This is a genomic window from Marimonas arenosa (assembly GCF_030848945.1).
Lineage (GTDB): Bacteria > Pseudomonadota > Alphaproteobacteria > Rhodobacterales > Rhodobacteraceae > Marimonas > Marimonas arenosa.
In genome coordinates, this window is record NZ_JANHAX010000005.1 from 317,731 (window position 1) to 332,225 (window position 14,495).

The following is a 14,495-nucleotide window of genomic DNA, read 5'->3' on the forward strand; positions in this document are numbered from 1 at the left end:
ACAACCTGAAGTTAAGCCTATAATCGCAATCAGAAGATGCAAGAACTCAAGAATGCTCCTCTGCCGCAGTCGCGGCCAGCGCCTGGTTGTACGCCTTAAGGGAATCAACATGCCACAGCGCGCCCCAAAGTTCCGGCTTGCGATCCTCCCCGGTGATGCTCAGCACCGGTAGAAAGACCGCCCCGGACCGTTCAAAAATCGGCATTGCGGCCTCAAGCGTGGCATTGGCATCGACGTAGGTTCCGTCCTCAACCATCTCCCACAGCACTTCTTCCTCGGGGCATTCGCGGTCGTCCAGCGGCTTCATCAGGCTCGCCACCCGGAACATCGCCAACAGATAGGCCTGCGGCCCGGCGGCCAGGTGCACACCGCGCCGCTCCAGTTGGGTCAGGAAGAACGACCGGTCCACCAGCCGCGTGCCCAGTGCGGTCGAGATCGACACGGCGACCATCACCGCAAGTCCGGTCTGCCAGTCGCCGGTCATCTCGAACACAATCAACGTTGTTGAAATCGGTGCCCCCAGGACCGCGGCCGCCACTGCCCCCATGCCAGCCAGCGCGTATAGCGTGTGCGATCCCGACACCTCGGGGAAGATCGCCGTCGCGATCAGCCCGAAGGCCAGCCCGGTCAGGGCGCCGACCATCAGCGAGGGTGAAAATACCCCGCCGCCCATCCGGCCGGCCATGGTGATCGCCAACGCGATCACCTTGAGCACGGCAAACACCACCGCCTCGTGCAGCACCAGTTGCCCGGTCAGCGCGGCCGAGGTCGTCTCGTAGCCCACCCCGATGATATGCGGGAACCAGATCGCAATCCCTCCCAGCATCACGCCGGTCACTGCCGGACGCAGGTATCGCGGCAACCCTATCCGCCCCTGCAAATGGCTCGCGACGCTTTCTGCCAGAAAGATCCCCCGCATCAACACCACCGCCACCAACCCGCAGACCGCCCCCAGGATCAGATAGGCCGGCAGCTCGACGTAGAACTCCAGCGCCGATGTGCCCGGCAGCGTGAACTCGGTCACGTCGCCAAAGGCCAACCGGTTGATCACGGTGCCGGCCACACTGGCGATCACGATCGGCGCAAAAGCATGCACCGCAAAATGCCGCAGCACCACCTCAAGCGCAAAGAGCGCGCCGGCGATCGGCGCGTTGAAACTCGCCGACACCGCGGCGGCCACGGCACAGCCCAAAAGGTCGCGCCCGGTGATCCCGCCGGCATGAATACGGTTGCTTACCCAGGTAGAGATCAGGCTCGCCATATGCACCACCGGCCCCTCGCGCCCGGTCGAACCGCCGGTGCTAAGCGTGATCAGAGACGCCGCGACCGACGCCAGACCCGCGCGGCGCTCGACCCGGCCCTGGTACATCGCGGCCCCCTCGATCACGTCGGCGACCGAGCGCACCCGCCCGTCATTTGTGAAGAAATGCATCAACAGCCCCACCGCCAGTCCGCCCGCCGCCGGGATCACTACCAGCCAGTACCACGGCAGGGTTGCGGCAAAGGAATGAATGTGCGCAGTGTCGCCGGTGCCATAGGCCCACGCCTGCAACGCCTCGATCCCCTTGCGAAAGAACAGTGCTGCGAATCCCGCGCCGATCCCGATCAGCAGCGCCAGGAACCAAAATTGCACCTGGCTCGGCCCCTTGGCGCGCAACACCATGACGATCCGGCCCAGATCGACCCGGGCGGCCTCGAAGCGCTGACGCAGGAACGAGAGAAAGCGCGTCATATCGTTCTGATATCCCGCATTTTAATCAAATTGGAACGGCCTCCTCTTTCCCACGGCCCACGCTTGGCATAGGCTTTCCGGACAGCGTCAAACCGGGGGGAACGATGCAGATCCAGGATGCCCTTGCCGAGCTTTCCACATTACTAGGCCAACGCCTGACGCGCTCCAAGTCCGATCTCGAGCTGCACGGCCGCTCGGAAACCTACTTTCCCCTGACACCGCCCGACGCTGTGGCCTATCCAGAAACCACAGCCGAGGTCGCCGAACTGGTCAGGATCTGCGCTCGCCATCGCGTGCCGGTTGTCGGCTGGGGTACAGGCACGTCGCTCGAAGGCCAAGCGCAGGCGGTGCAGGGTGGAATCGTCGTTGATTTCGCGCGGATGAACAAGCTGATCGAGGTCCGTCAGGGCGACATGGACGTTACCGTGCAACCCGGCCTGACGCGCGAGGAGCTGAACGAGGAATTGCGCGCCACCGGCCTGTTCTTCCCGGTCGATCCCGGCGCCAATGCCTCGCTGGGCGGCATGGCAATGACGCGGGCCTCGGGAACCACGGCGGTGCGTTACGGCACCATGCGCGACAACGTCATGGGGCTCGAAGTGGTGTTGGCCGACGGGCGTATCATCCGCACCGGCAGCCGCGCCCGCAAGAGCTCGGCAGGTTACGACCTAACCGGCCTCATGGTCGGCTCCGAGGGCACGCTGGGGCTCGTGACCGAACTTACACTCAAGCTGCACGGCCAGCCCGAGGCAATCACCGCGGCGATCTGCGCCTTTGACACGGTGGACGACGCCGTCCACGCGGTGATTGACACCATCCAAATGGGCCTGGCCATGGCCCGGATCGAGCTGCTCGATACCGAAACCGTTAAGGCGTTCAACGCCTATGCCGGGGCCGAAATGCCAGAATGCCCGCACCTCATGGTCGAGTTTCACGGCTCCAAGACAGGCGTCGCAGAAATGGCTGAAACATTCAGTGATATCATCACCGACCATGACGGCCACGGCTTCAACTGGGCCACTAAGCCCGAGGACCGCCACGCCCTATGGACCATGCGCCACAACGGTGCCTATGCGATCTACGCCGCCCGACCGGGATGGAAATCGCTGGTCACCGATGTCTGCGTTCCGATCTCGCGGCTCGCCGACGCGGTCAACGAAACCGCCGCCGACCTCGCCGCGTCCGGCCTATTCGGTCCGATCCTCGGTCATGTCGGCGACGGCAATTTCCATTCGGTCATCATGTTCGATGCCGAAGACAAGGCGCAGTTCACCCGCGTGAAAGAGGCCTCGAACCGCATGGTCGAGCGAGCCTTGGCGATGGGCGGCACGGTCACCGGCGAACATGGCATCGGCATGGGCAAGCTGAACTACATGACCTCTGAGCATGGTGACGGCTGGCAGGTGATGGGGGCGATTAAGCAGGCGCTCGACCCGCTGAACATCATGAACCCCGGCAAGATGGTTCCGCCGCGCAACTGATCCGACCAACTGCCTGAAAAGCGGGCGTATCCTCCGCCGGACCTCTGGGTAAGGAAAACCGGATTTGACGCCCCGCGTCACCTCGATATCTTACCAAAAGGTCAAATCGGGAACCGCAAGGCATGAACGTGAAGCCGCCAGCAAACGCACAGGACGATACCAAACCCAACGTCCTGGCCCAGGACGTGATCGACCGGCTCTACGAAGTCGCGATCGATCCCGGCCGTTATGAGGACCTGCTCGACCAGTGGGAAACCATGATCAGCCCCTATCGCCGGGCAAATGGACTGGATCAGCCGATCGCATTCACCGCCATCGACTTTGAAAGCCATTTCCGCCGGGCCTCGAAGGTGCTCGACAGCTTGTCCGCCAGTAGCGTCACTGACACCAGTCCCGAAGGTTTTCTCAAGCAGTTCGAAACTGCGGCCGCCTTCACCGTGAAGCGCGATCTCACCCTCGGTGCTCTCAACTCGCCGGCGGCCCAGGTGCTGCGCCTCAACCCAGGAACGTCCCTTTCCGAGCTGCCGCTCGAGGCCGAAGACCTCGGCGCGATGACCGAGCAGGTCCGACAGCTTTTCGCTTCGAATCAAGACCCCGCCCTCCTGTTCCGCGCCAGGCTGCGGGGCCGATCCCGGCTCGTGGTGTTCCAGCTACGGCTGCTGCGCCCCGAAGGTGAAGAACCCTTCATCGTCGCCGTCACCTCCGAGCTGATCTGGCCAACCGGTTTCGACGCCTTCCTCAAGTCGGTTTTCAATCTCACCGATGCCGAGGCCCAGGTGCTGCGCGCCCTGTCGGAATGCCACTCGATCAAGGACATCGCCGACCAGCGCGGCCGCTCCGTCGATACGGTGCGCGCCCAGATCAAGTCGATCCTCGGTAAGACCGAAACCCGCTCCCAGGCCGAACTCGTGCGGCTCACGCTCGCGACCATGGACATCGCCACCTATACCCAGGATGCCGCCGCCAAGGCCCCGGCCGAAAGCAAGGGGTTCGAGACCCTGCTGCCCCGCCCCTATCACACGCTGATGTTGCCGGACGGCCGGCGGTTCGACTATCTCATCCTTGGCGATCCGGCCGGTCGGCCCTGCTTTTTCGGGCCACAGGATTACGGCCTCACCCGCTGGCCCGCATCGGCAGAGGCCGAGGCCGCCCGCCGTGGCATCAAAGTGATCGTGCCGGTCCGCGCCGGATTCGGCCAATCCACGCCCCTGCCCCGCGGCACTAACCTCGCCACCACGATTATCGACGACTATCGGCACCTGCTCGACCATCTAGGAGTCGCCTCCTGCCCGTTCATCTCGCTCGGCGGTGATTTCTATTTCTCGGCGCATTTCCACGATGCCTACCCTGAACGCGTCACCGCTCTGATCGCCTGTTCTGGCATTTTACCGCTGACCCGCGCCGAACAATACGAGCGGATGCACAAGTGGCATCGCTTCATCCTCGCTGGCGCGCGCTATACACCGCATCTGCTGCCCTTCATGGTCAAGGCCGGATTCGCGCTCGCCCGTCGGCTCGGCAAGCGAAAATTCATTCATGCAGTCTATGGCGGGTCGCCCGCCGATGTCGAAACCTTCGAAATGCCCGAAGTGTTCGAGGCCATGGTGGTCGGATCGGAAGTCTGCCTGTCGCAAGACCATTCCGCGCATGCCGCCTTTGCCGCCGAGGTCACCGAACAGGAAACCACCGACTGGTCGGGACCGATCAGACGCACCGCCGGACGCAGTCCGGTCTTCTTCCTCAACGGCACGCAGGATCCTCAGACCCCGCCGGCCACGCTGGCAGAACTTGGAAACGACTATCCCTGGATCGATTTCTCAACCTATACGGACGCAGGGCAGCTTTTGTTTTTCAGAAAGTGGCGCGACGTGCTTGATCTGACAGAGAAAAACCTCTGATTTTCAGCCTTTTACCCCATTTGGGGTATGACAGATCACCGCGTCCTTGGCATGTTGCGAATCGTAAGAAATTTGATTGGTCCAAGCGGCCCGAAACCGTTTCATTCAGACAGCGGCCCGGTTCAAGCCGGAGCGCGTATTTCCAAACAGGTCTCCGACCGTGAGTGTGTGAGCCCCGCAACGGCGCTGTCGCGATGTATTGGCGGCATCCGCTGCGGGGCTTTTTTAGGCGAGTCGGGCTGACCCTGTGCCGGTTTCAGCCGATCAGCCGCTCCGCCGCCGCCCGGGCTTCGTCGGTGACCGTGTCACCTGACAGCATCCGGGCGATCTCATCCACCCGCTGCGCTGCATCAAGCGGCACCACGGTTGAAAGTGTCGCTTCACCCACCACGCGTTTTTCCACGCGCCAGTGGTGCCCGCCCTGTGCCGCGACCTGCGGCGAATGGGTCACAACCAGCACTTGCCCACCCTCAGCCAGCGCAGCCAGACGGCGACCGACCGCATCCGCCGTCGCACCGCCGACACCGCGATCGATCTCGTCAAAAATCATCGTCACGCCGCTGCTTTCCTGCGCCAGACTGACCTTCAGCGCCAGCAGGAACCGGCTCAGTTCCCCTCCCGAAGCAATCCGTGCAATCGGCCCGGCCGGCGCTCCCGGGTTGGTCGCTACGGAAAAACCAACCGCATCCGTGCCTTCCGGACCGGGCTCGGCTGCCCCGATTTCGGTGGTGAAGATCGCGCGCTCCATCTTCAGCGGCGCCAGTTCGGCCATCACAGCCCGATCCAGCGCCGCAGCCGCCGTTTTCCGCAACGCACTCAAGGCCTCGGCTGCCCGGTCATAAACAGACTGTGCCGCATTGGCCGCCTTCTCCAGCTCCGCGATATCGGCGTCCCCCCGGTCCAGCGCATCGAGCCGCGCGCGCAGCTTTCCGGCAAAATCGCCCAGATCGTCCGGCTGCACCCCGTGTTTGCGGGCCAACGCCCGGATCGCAAACAGCCGCTCCTCGCATTGCTCCAGCGCATAAGGCTCGAACTCCAGCGCCTCCAGCGCCCGGGCGATCCCGTCGCCGGCCTCAGCCAGCTCATTCAGGCCTCGCGCCAGAGCCTCCATCGGGTCATCGAGCAGTCCCTCCATCTCGCTCGCCGCCCCTTCCAGCCAGCGCAGCGCATCGCCAGCGGCGGCTTCGGCTCCGCCGTCACTGCCGGTGATAGCGTCAAGCGCCTTGCCGATATCGGCGCGCACCCTCTCGGCGGCCTGCATTCGTCGACGCTGCGCATCCAGGGCCTCGTCCTCGCCAGGCAGCGGATCGAGCTCATCAAGCTCGCCCACCGCGTGCCGCAGAAACTCCTCCTCGGCCCGCAATTCCTCCACTGCAGCTTTCTCTTTCTCAAGCCTTTTCCGTGCGTTACCGAGATCTCTCCAGGCCCTGCGCACCTCTGCCAGTGCGTCGCTTGCCCCGGCGAATTCGTCCAGAAGCGCCCGGTGCCCGCGCGGGTTCAGAAGCCCGCGATCGTCATGCTGGCCGTGCAACTCCACCAGCACCTCCGAAAGCTGCCGCAGCACTTCTCCGGTAGCGCGCCGGTCATTGACCCATGCGGTCTTGCGCCCGTCGCGGGCATTTACCCGCCGCAGTATCAGTTCGCCGCTGTCGCATGCCGGCAGCCCTGCCTCTTCCAGAATGGGGTGAGCGTCATGGTCAGGCGGCAGCTGGAATACCGCCATTACCTCGCCCTGTTCAGCACCAGTGCGGACCAGATCGGCGCGACCTCGCCAGCCCAGAACAAACCCCAGAGAATCGAGCAGGATGGATTTACCCGCTCCGGTCTCGCCGGTCAGGACGTTCAGGCCCGGCTGGAACTCCAGCGCCAGCCGGTCAATGATCAACATGTTCCGGATTTCAAGGCTGCGCAGCATCAGACCGCCCCGTAGGGTGGGTGAAACCCACCATTCCCTAGAGCCACCGCCCCTTGATCATCTGGCGATAGACCTTGCGCAGCCAGTTGTCGCCCGCCGCCTTGAGCTCAAGCCCCCGGCCGGTCAGCAGCTTGTAGCTGTCCTCGTACCAGTCGGTACTGCGGAAGTTGTGGCCAAGGATCGCGCCGGCGGTCTGCGCCTCGTCGGTCAGCCCCAGCGACAGATAGGCCTCGACCAGCCGGTGCAGCGCCTCGGCGGTGTGGGTCGTGGTTTGGAAATCCTCGACCACCACACGGAACCGGTTGATCGCCGCGGCATAGTGCTTGTGCCGCAGGTAATAGCGCCCGATCTCCATCTCCTTCGACGCCAGGTGGTCGAAGGCAAGATCAAATTTCAGCACCGCCGAACGGGCAAATTCGCTGTTGGGGTAACGCTCGATCACCACCCTCAACGCCTGCAGGGCCTGGAAAGTCAGGCCCTGATCACGGCCGACCTCATCGATCTGGTCATAATAGCTCAGCGCCAGCAGATACTGGGCATAGGCGGCATCGTCGTCGGTTGGATAGAAATCGATGTACCGCTGCGCGCTCGCGCGGCTGTTCTCGTAGTCCTTGGCCTGGTGATAAGCATAGGCCTGCATGATCAGGCTGCGCTTGGCCCAGTCGGAATACGGGTAGAGCCGCTCGACCTCGCCGAAGAAATGCGCCGCTTCCGACGGTTGGCGCCGGTTCAGCTCGAACTCGCCCCTCTCATAGATCTGCTCGGCCGAGTAATTCTCGATCGGAATATCGCCTCGGCGTACCGCTTCCGCGGTGCCGCAGCCCGACAGGCTCGACACCGCAAGCGCAATTGCCGCTGCACCAAGCAAACCTTTGCGGAAAATGCTGCCTTTACCGCCTGTCATGCCCGATCTTACCCTTCGTTCGAACAAACCCTTGGGCCGTCCGCCCTTTCTTGTCCTGCTTCTCCTAGCACAGAATATTCCGGGGCAAAACGCCTTTGAAGCATCTCCCTGTGGTCAAATTGCCGTGGGATCGCAAAATCTTGTGGGGCGATGCGCGAAAACCGCAGCCTGACTCAGGCAACTGCCGGAATTTCGCCGGCATGGACCCCGACTCCGGGCAGGCGCGCCGTGGTTACGGCATCGCAGACCACCATACGAAACGCCGCCGGTGTGACGAAAAGCTTTCGCAGCAGATCGTTGGTAAGCGCGTGGCCGGCGCGGTGCCCGGTATAGCCGCCTAGGATCGGCGCACCGGCCAGCGCAAGATCGCCCAGCGCGTCCAGCATTTTGTGGCGCACGGCCTCGTCGGCATGGCGCAGCCCGCCGGGCGACAACACCCTGTCCCCTTCAACCACGACCGCGTTTTCCAGCGTTCCACCCTGCGCCAGACCATTGGCGCGCATGTCGTCCACATCGGCCCGACGGCAAAAAGTCCGGCTGTCGCTCAGTTCGCGCACGAACGATCCGTTCGACATGTCCAGTCGTTTTTGCTGCGTCCCGATGGCGGCATCCGCGAACTCGATCGAGAAATCGATGCTCAGCCGGTCGCTCGCATCCAGCCGTGCCCAGGCATCGCCGCGGCGCACCTCAACCGGCTGCAGAATTTCGATCGCACGTACCGGAGCCACCAGTCGCAGCACGCCGCGTGCCAGAATGCCGCGGACAAACGCCGCAGCACTACCGTCGAGGATGGGCACTTCCGGTCCGTCGATCTCGATCAGGGCGTTGTGCACACCGCACCCAGCCAGCGCCGCCATCACATGTTCGATGGTCGAAACACTGACGCCACGGGAATTCTCGACCTTGGTGCAGAGCGGTGTCTGATGCACCGCATCCCAGCGCGCCGGCACCAAGGCGTCGCCCAGGCGGATATCCGTGCGCTTGAACCAGATGCCGTGTTCCGCCGAGGCGGGATGAATCACCATCCGAGCCGGCTTGCCGGAATGCAGGCCAATGCCCTCGAAGGCGGCCGGTGATTTGATCGTCGTCTGCACGAAGAACCTCTGTTCTGCGCGGTCCCCATTCCGCATTTGCCGTAAATCTAAGGGAAGCAGCTGCCTGCCTCAATTCACGCTTTGTAACGGCCCTGAAACAGTGTCCGCGACACTCGGCGATTTACCGCCACTGCACCGCATAACCGACTGTAATGAAACAAAAACCCGCCCAGAATCGGGCGGGTTGTCTGTAAACCGTGACGCGGGGTCAGACGCTGTAATCAGTTCGCCTGTCGGCGCAAGAAGGCGGGAATTTCGATCCGTTCCTGTTCTGCTTCATCCGCCGCGCTGGCGGGTCTGGCCTGGGCCTGGACGCTCGGCTGCTGCCGCGGCTGCGCCTGTACCGCGGGCTGTTGCCGCGGTTGTTGCGGCTGCTGCTCCTGGCCGTGACCGGTCATCCGATTGATCAGCGAGTTGATTCCGAAACGCGGACGTTCGGCGGTTTCAGCCTGCTGTTCCTGCGGTTGCAGCTGGGGCTCAGCAACCCGGCCCGAAGAGGCCGGTGCGCGCTGAACGGCGGCCCGCAGCCGGGCCATCGCGTCCGGGCTCGGGGTCCCCGGTGCCGGCGACTTCGGCGCGACGAACTCTTCCGGCTCGGCGTCGAGTGCATCCGGCTGCGGCCGGAACGCTGCGACCTGCGGCTGATAGGCCGGCGGCGGCAAGTCATCTTCGGCCACGGCAACCTCCGCGGCTTCCTCGGCGAAGATGTCTTCCATCTGATCCTCGGCGGCAGCGGCTTCGACATCGAGCTCTTCGAACAGCGACGGCTCCTCAGTCGCGCGCGCCGCCACCTGCGGTGCCGCGGGCAACTCGTCGATCTCCTCAGCTTCCGCCATCACCACCTGTTTCAGCGGCTCAGCCAGTGACCGGCGCGGCAGCGGCACGTCATGCGCCATCTCGCTGGCGTCGATGCCGGTGGCCACGACGCTGACCCGCATCGCACCTTCCATCTCGATGTCAAGCGTGCTGCCGACGATAATATTGGCGTCTTGATCGACTTCTTCGCGGATACGGTTGGCAGCTTCATCCAGCTCAAACAACGTCAGATCGTGCCCGCCGGTAATGTTGATCAGCACGCCCTTGGCGCCTTTCAGCGAAATCTCATCCAGAAGCGGGTTGGCAATCGCCTTCTCGGCGGCCTGGGTTGCGCGGTCTTCGCCGTCGGCCTCGCCGGTGCCCATCATCGCCTTGCCCATCTCGTCCATCACCGCGCGCACGTCGGCGAAGTCGAGGTTGATCAGGCCGGGCCGTACCATCAGGTCGGTCACACCCTTCACACCCTGATAAAGCACGTCATCGGCCATGCTGAACGCTTCGGTAAAGGTGGTCTTTTCGTTGGCCAGGCGGAACAGGTTCTGATTGGGGATGATGATCAGTGTGTCGACCACCTTTTGCAGCGCGTCGACCCCGTCTTCGGCCTGCTTCATCCGCTTGCCGCCTTCGAACTGAAACGGCTTGGTCACGACGCCGACGGTCAGCACCCCCAGCTCGCGTGCGGCCTGCGCGATGATCGGCGCCGCCCCGGTGCCGGTGCCGCCGCCCATGCCGGCGGTAATAAAGCACATATGCGCGCCGGCCAGGTGATCAACGATCTGCTCGATGCTCTCTTCCGCGGCCGCAGCGCCGATTGAGGCCTTGGCGCCTGCGCCCAGCCCTTCAGTCACCTTCACACCCATCTGGATCCGGGCCGCAGCATGGCTTTGCTGCAGCGCCTGCGCGTCAGTGTTGGCGACGACGAATTCAACGCCATCAAGTTGTTTGGCGATCATGTTGTTGACCGCGTTGCCGCCAGCCCCCCCCACGCCAAATACCGTGATACGGGGTTTCAACTCTTCATGTCCGGGCATGGTGAGGTTCAATGTCATAGATACTGTCCGCCTGATATCTGCCCCTGAACGCACAGGGATTGTCTGCCTTGTCCTGTCTATTCTTAACGAATGGCAGCGCAATCGTCACCCAAAAAACACAGTTCAGCCACAAAATATTGCGGTATTTTCAAGCGATTCACGCGGGATTTCGCCGACCCTTCCACATATTGCGGAATTTCCCCCTGATGACACAAAAAGCACCTTAGCTCGCGGGCGCGGTTCGCCCGCGCGCGAGTCGCAATCTCATGTTGTGGGGTCATCTGCTCGACCCTCTTCGCCGCCTCATCACGGGCGACTTATAATTATCTTACCACGGAGATTTTCCTCAGACCACTCAAAATCGAACCCCGGAAAGCTGGCAGAAAACTGCGTCAGCGGCGTCGAAGGCGCTTTGCCGCGATCTGGAGCGCACGCCGCGCACCGGTTCGATACAGCTGCACCAGCCTTCACCAGTTATCCTTGAACCATTTCACCGCCCGGCGCAGCGACCGCGCCGGATATCGGTCGACCGGCAGTTCGAAATCCCACCACTCATCCTGAGGATGGGCTGCGAAAAGACACATTCCCACCGCGCTGGCAAACCCCGGTCCGGTCGCCGCCTGCGGCAGGCCATGGACGCGCATCGGCCGGCCCAGCCGCACCTGCTGGCCTAGAATTTTCGACGCCAGCCCGTCGAGCCCCGGAATCTGCGAACCACCGCCGGTCAGCACGATCTGTTGGCTCGGCAGATGCTCGAACCCGGCAGCATCCAGCCTGGCGCGCACCTCTTCCAGAATCTCCTCGACCCGCGGCCTCATGATGCCGATCAGCTCAGCCCGGCTCACCGTGCGCCGGTCATGTTCCCAGTCGCCGGTGTCGCCTTCAAGGTCAATCATCTCGCGGTCATCCATGCCAGTGGCCACCACCCCGCCATAGAACGTCTTGATCCGCTCCGCCGTCGTCAACGGCACCTGCAGGCCCATGGAAATGTCCGATGTCACGTGATCGCCGCCCAGGCGCACTGCATCGGCATAGATCATGTGTTTCTTCATGAAGATCGACAAACCGGTCGAGCCGCCCCCCATGTCGATACATGCCGAGCCCAGTTCTTGCTCGTCTTCGACCAGCGACGCCACGCCCGACACGTAGGCCGAGTTCGCGATCCCGGCCAGTTCCAAATCACAGCGTCGCACGCAATGGGCCAGATTCTGCACCGCGACGGCATCCACCGTCACCATGTGCATGTCGGTCGCCAGACGCAGCCCCATCTGACCGCGCGGATCGATCAGTCCCGAGCGATGGTCGAGCGCGAAATTGACCGGCTGGGCATGCAACACTTCCCGACCATGGCCGTAATCCGGCACGTCGCAGGCGCTCAGCACGCGGCTGACATCTTGTTCGGTCACGACGGCCCCCTCCAGATCGACCTCACCAGCCAGCCCATAAGAGCGCGGCTCGGCACCTGAAAAACAGGCGATGACGTGATCCACCCGCACCTGCGCCATCTTCTGCGCCGCCTGAACGGCGGTCCGGATGGCGCGCTCGGTTTCGACCATCGCTTCGATCTCGCCGAAGCGCACACCGCGCGACCGTGTCGTTGCCGCCCCGATCACCCGGAACCCGGCCTGCCCCGCCAGAGACCCGACCTCACCGCTGGCCGGCTCGGCGCCATCGAACCGCAGCACCAGGCAGGCAATCTTGGAACTGCCAACATCCAGAATCGCCACCACGCCACGCTGCATCGCCGCTTTGCGCATGTTACGCATCGCCCGCTGGGATTCGTATAGCTCGATCATTTTCAGTCTGTCCCTACCGCTATCTCACGGATTTTCCACCAGTTCTCAAGCGCGCCCTGGTTCATCCGAATGGTCGGGCGCTGTTTCAGGCGCATATCCACCGCCACCAGGTCACGCGCCAGCATGTCTTGAGCCGCCGACAGCACGATCACCCGCTCCAGCGCCTGCACCGGCTCCTGCTCGGGCAGCATGATCCGCTGGCCGCGATCCAGCACAACGTCCCAGCGTCGCTCGCCCATGCGCACCAAACCGCGCAGCCGCGACGCCAGCGGCCGCGCTGCCGCAACGATCCGCAGCGCCTCGTCCACCGCCTGGTCGGCTCCGTCACCGGCGATCAACGGCAGGTCGGGCCGCGACTCCTCCGGCAAACCGAGGCTCACGCCCTCGGCATCGACCAGCTCAAGCCCGTCGCGGTGCCGCCACAGCACCACCGGCCGGCGCTCGACCACGTCGATCTGCAGCACGCCGCCGTTGCGGATGCGCACGCTTGCCTCTTTCACCGCGTTCAAACCAACGATGTCCTGCCGGATCATCTCGAGATCGAGATCGAAGGACGAAATCGGGAAATCCACCGGTACGATGTCACGGATATCCTCATTGACGCCCTCGCTGGCTCCGTCCACGGCCATCAGTTGCACCATGAATTCGGGGCGCGTGTGGATATCGGCCCTGAGATCGGCAATCGCCAGCAAGACGGCGTCACGCCGTGTCTCGTCCGAAAAATAGACTGTGCCTCCGATCAGCGCAGCCGTGAACGGCACCCCGACCCGAACGAACGTGCGAAACAAGGGCGTCAGCCACAGCCGGTGCCACCGATAGGCCCAGCGGCTCGGCGCCGGATCGTGTTTGGCCACGCGCTTGTCGCTTTTCACCGGTTGCATGACGCATCCTCCACAATCCAGGTGCACAGCTGGCCAAAGGTCATGCCGCAGGCCTCGGCCTGCTCCGGCACCAGCGAAGTGGGCGTCATGCCCGGCTGGGTGTTGGTTTCCAGCAGCACCAGCCCATCGAGCCCGCGCGCCTCGTCCCAGCGGAAATCGGTGCGGCTGACACCTTTGCAGCCCAGCGCCTCGTGGGCGCGCCCGGCATAGTCGAGGCAGGCCGCGAAAATTTCCTGCGGCAGTTCGGCCGGGCAGATATGACGCGAACCGCCTTCCTTGTACTTGGCGTCGTAGTCGTACCAGCCATCGGTCAGTATGTCGGTCACCGTAAGCGCCCGGTCGCCCATCACCGCCGTCGTCAACTCGCGCCCCGGCGCGAACTGCTCAACCATCAGGATCTCCGGCATGTCCGCGGCCAGTTTCGGCGGCCCGTTCGCCGCCTCGTGCACGATATAGACGCCGACCGACGAGCCTTCGTTATAAGGCTTGACGACGTAAGGCGGTTCCATCACATGCCGCGCCGCGATCTCGTCGCGGCAGGCAAGCCGGCTGTCGACCACCGGCAGCCCGGCGGCGACATAGGCAGCCTTGGCGCGCTCCTTGTCCATCGCAAGCGCCGAGGCAAAAACACCTGAATGGGTGTAAGGGATCCCCATCCATTCCAGCACCCCCTGCACGCAGCCATCCTCTCCCCAGCGGCCGTGCAGCGCGTTGAAACAAACGTCAGGTTTCAGCTCGGCCAGCACGGCGGGAAGATCGCGCCCGGCATCGACCTCGGTCACGTCGAACCCCTCGCTGCGCAGCGCCTCGGCACAGCCTGTCCCGGTCGCAAGCGACACTTCGCGCTCGGCCGAAAAGCCGCCCATCAGAACTGCCACACTGGGGGTTGCCCTGCCCGACATACCCGTTTTCACCGCCTCATCGTCAACGGGCCTTATTGGTGGCCC

At 63.6% G+C, this 14,495-nt stretch carries 10 protein-coding genes; 2 read left to right on the plus strand and 8 right to left on the minus strand.

Annotated elements, in window-relative coordinates; genetic code table 11:
- Positions 1-46: 46 nt before the first annotated feature.
- Positions 47-1,663 (minus strand): chloride channel protein, encoded by a 1,617-nt coding sequence (locus NO357_RS16710; protein ID WP_306736910.1) that lies wholly within the window; start codon positions 1,661-1,663, stop codon positions 47-49.
- Positions 1,664-1,836: 173 nt separating this feature from the next.
- Here NO357_RS16710 and NO357_RS16715 point away from each other — a divergent pair, with 173 nt between their 5' ends.
- Together NO357_RS16715 and NO357_RS16720 are read left to right on the plus strand one after the other, a co-directional pair.
- A complete protein-coding gene (locus NO357_RS16715) occupies positions 1,837-3,213 on the plus strand; it encodes an FAD-binding oxidoreductase (RefSeq protein ID WP_306736848.1) in 1,377 nt (458 codons plus the stop codon).
- A gap of 122 nt (positions 3,214-3,335) precedes the next feature.
- Positions 3,336-5,111, plus strand: a complete 1,776-nt coding sequence (locus NO357_RS16720; RefSeq protein WP_306736849.1) for a bifunctional helix-turn-helix transcriptional regulator/alpha/beta hydrolase — start codon at positions 3,336-3,338, stop codon at positions 5,109-5,111.
- A 256-nt stretch (positions 5,112-5,367) separates the two neighbouring features.
- Here the strand turns inward: NO357_RS16720 and recN are convergent, their stop codons facing one another.
- The 7 genes from recN to NO357_RS16755 form a co-directional block, all read right to left on the minus strand.
- Positions 5,368-7,026, minus strand: coding sequence for a DNA repair protein RecN (gene recN, locus NO357_RS16725; RefSeq protein WP_306736850.1), 1,659 nt, complete (start codon positions 7,024-7,026; stop codon positions 5,368-5,370).
- A 37-nt stretch (positions 7,027-7,063) separates the two neighbouring features.
- Positions 7,064-7,930: an outer membrane protein assembly factor BamD gene (locus tag NO357_RS16730; protein WP_306736851.1), complete on the minus strand. Its 867-nt coding sequence runs from the start codon at positions 7,928-7,930 to the stop codon at positions 7,064-7,066.
- A gap of 173 nt (positions 7,931-8,103) precedes the next feature.
- The gene (gene lpxC / locus NO357_RS16735) at positions 8,104-9,024 is read right to left on the minus strand and encodes a UDP-3-O-acyl-N-acetylglucosamine deacetylase (protein ID WP_306736852.1); all 921 of its coding nucleotides are present in this window, start codon (positions 9,022-9,024) and stop codon (positions 8,104-8,106) included.
- A gap of 221 nt (positions 9,025-9,245) precedes the next feature.
- Entirely contained in the window at positions 9,246-10,889 is a 1,644-nt protein-coding gene (gene ftsZ / locus NO357_RS16740) for a cell division protein FtsZ (protein ID WP_306736853.1), read from the minus strand.
- Positions 10,890-11,338: 449 nt separating this feature from the next.
- Positions 11,339-12,667, minus strand: coding sequence for a cell division protein FtsA (gene ftsA / locus NO357_RS16745; protein ID WP_306736854.1), 1,329 nt, complete (start codon positions 12,665-12,667; stop codon positions 11,339-11,341).
- Positions 12,668-12,669: 2 nt separating this feature from the next.
- Entirely contained in the window at positions 12,670-13,548 is an 879-nt protein-coding gene (locus NO357_RS16750) for a cell division protein FtsQ/DivIB (RefSeq protein WP_306736855.1), read from the minus strand.
- Positions 13,536-14,450, minus strand: a complete 915-nt coding sequence (locus NO357_RS16755; protein ID WP_306736856.1) for a D-alanine--D-alanine ligase — start codon at positions 14,448-14,450, stop codon at positions 13,536-13,538. The genes NO357_RS16750 and NO357_RS16755 overlap by 13 nt, the downstream gene beginning before the upstream one ends.
- Positions 14,451-14,495: the final 45 nt, after the last annotated feature.

Coding starts and splice junctions, on each gene's coding strand:
- NO357_RS16710 (WP_306736910.1), bottom strand. CDS start 1,663: ATGGTGTTGCGCGCCAAGGGGCCGAGCCAGGTGCAATTTTGGTTCCTG.
- NO357_RS16715 (WP_306736848.1), top strand. CDS start 1,837: ATGCAGATCCAGGATGCCCTTGCCGAGCTTTCCACATTACTAGGCCAA.
- NO357_RS16720 (WP_306736849.1), top strand. CDS start 3,336: ATGAACGTGAAGCCGCCAGCAAACGCACAGGACGATACCAAACCCAAC.
- recN (WP_306736850.1), bottom strand. CDS start 7,026: ATGCTGCGCAGCCTTGAAATCCGGAACATGTTGATCATTGACCGGCTG.
- NO357_RS16730 (WP_306736851.1), bottom strand. CDS start 7,930: ATGACAGGCGGTAAAGGCAGCATTTTCCGCAAAGGTTTGCTTGGTGCA.
- ftsZ (WP_306736853.1), bottom strand. CDS start 10,889: ATGACATTGAACCTCACCATGCCCGGACATGAAGAGTTGAAACCCCGT.
- ftsA (WP_306736854.1), bottom strand. CDS start 12,667: ATGATCGAGCTATACGAATCCCAGCGGGCGATGCGTAACATGCGCAAA.
- NO357_RS16750 (WP_306736855.1), bottom strand. CDS start 13,548: ATGCAACCGGTGAAAAGCGACAAGCGCGTGGCCAAACACGATCCGGCG.
- NO357_RS16755 (WP_306736856.1), bottom strand. CDS start 14,450: ATGTCGGGCAGGGCAACCCCCAGTGTGGCAGTTCTGATGGGCGGCTTT.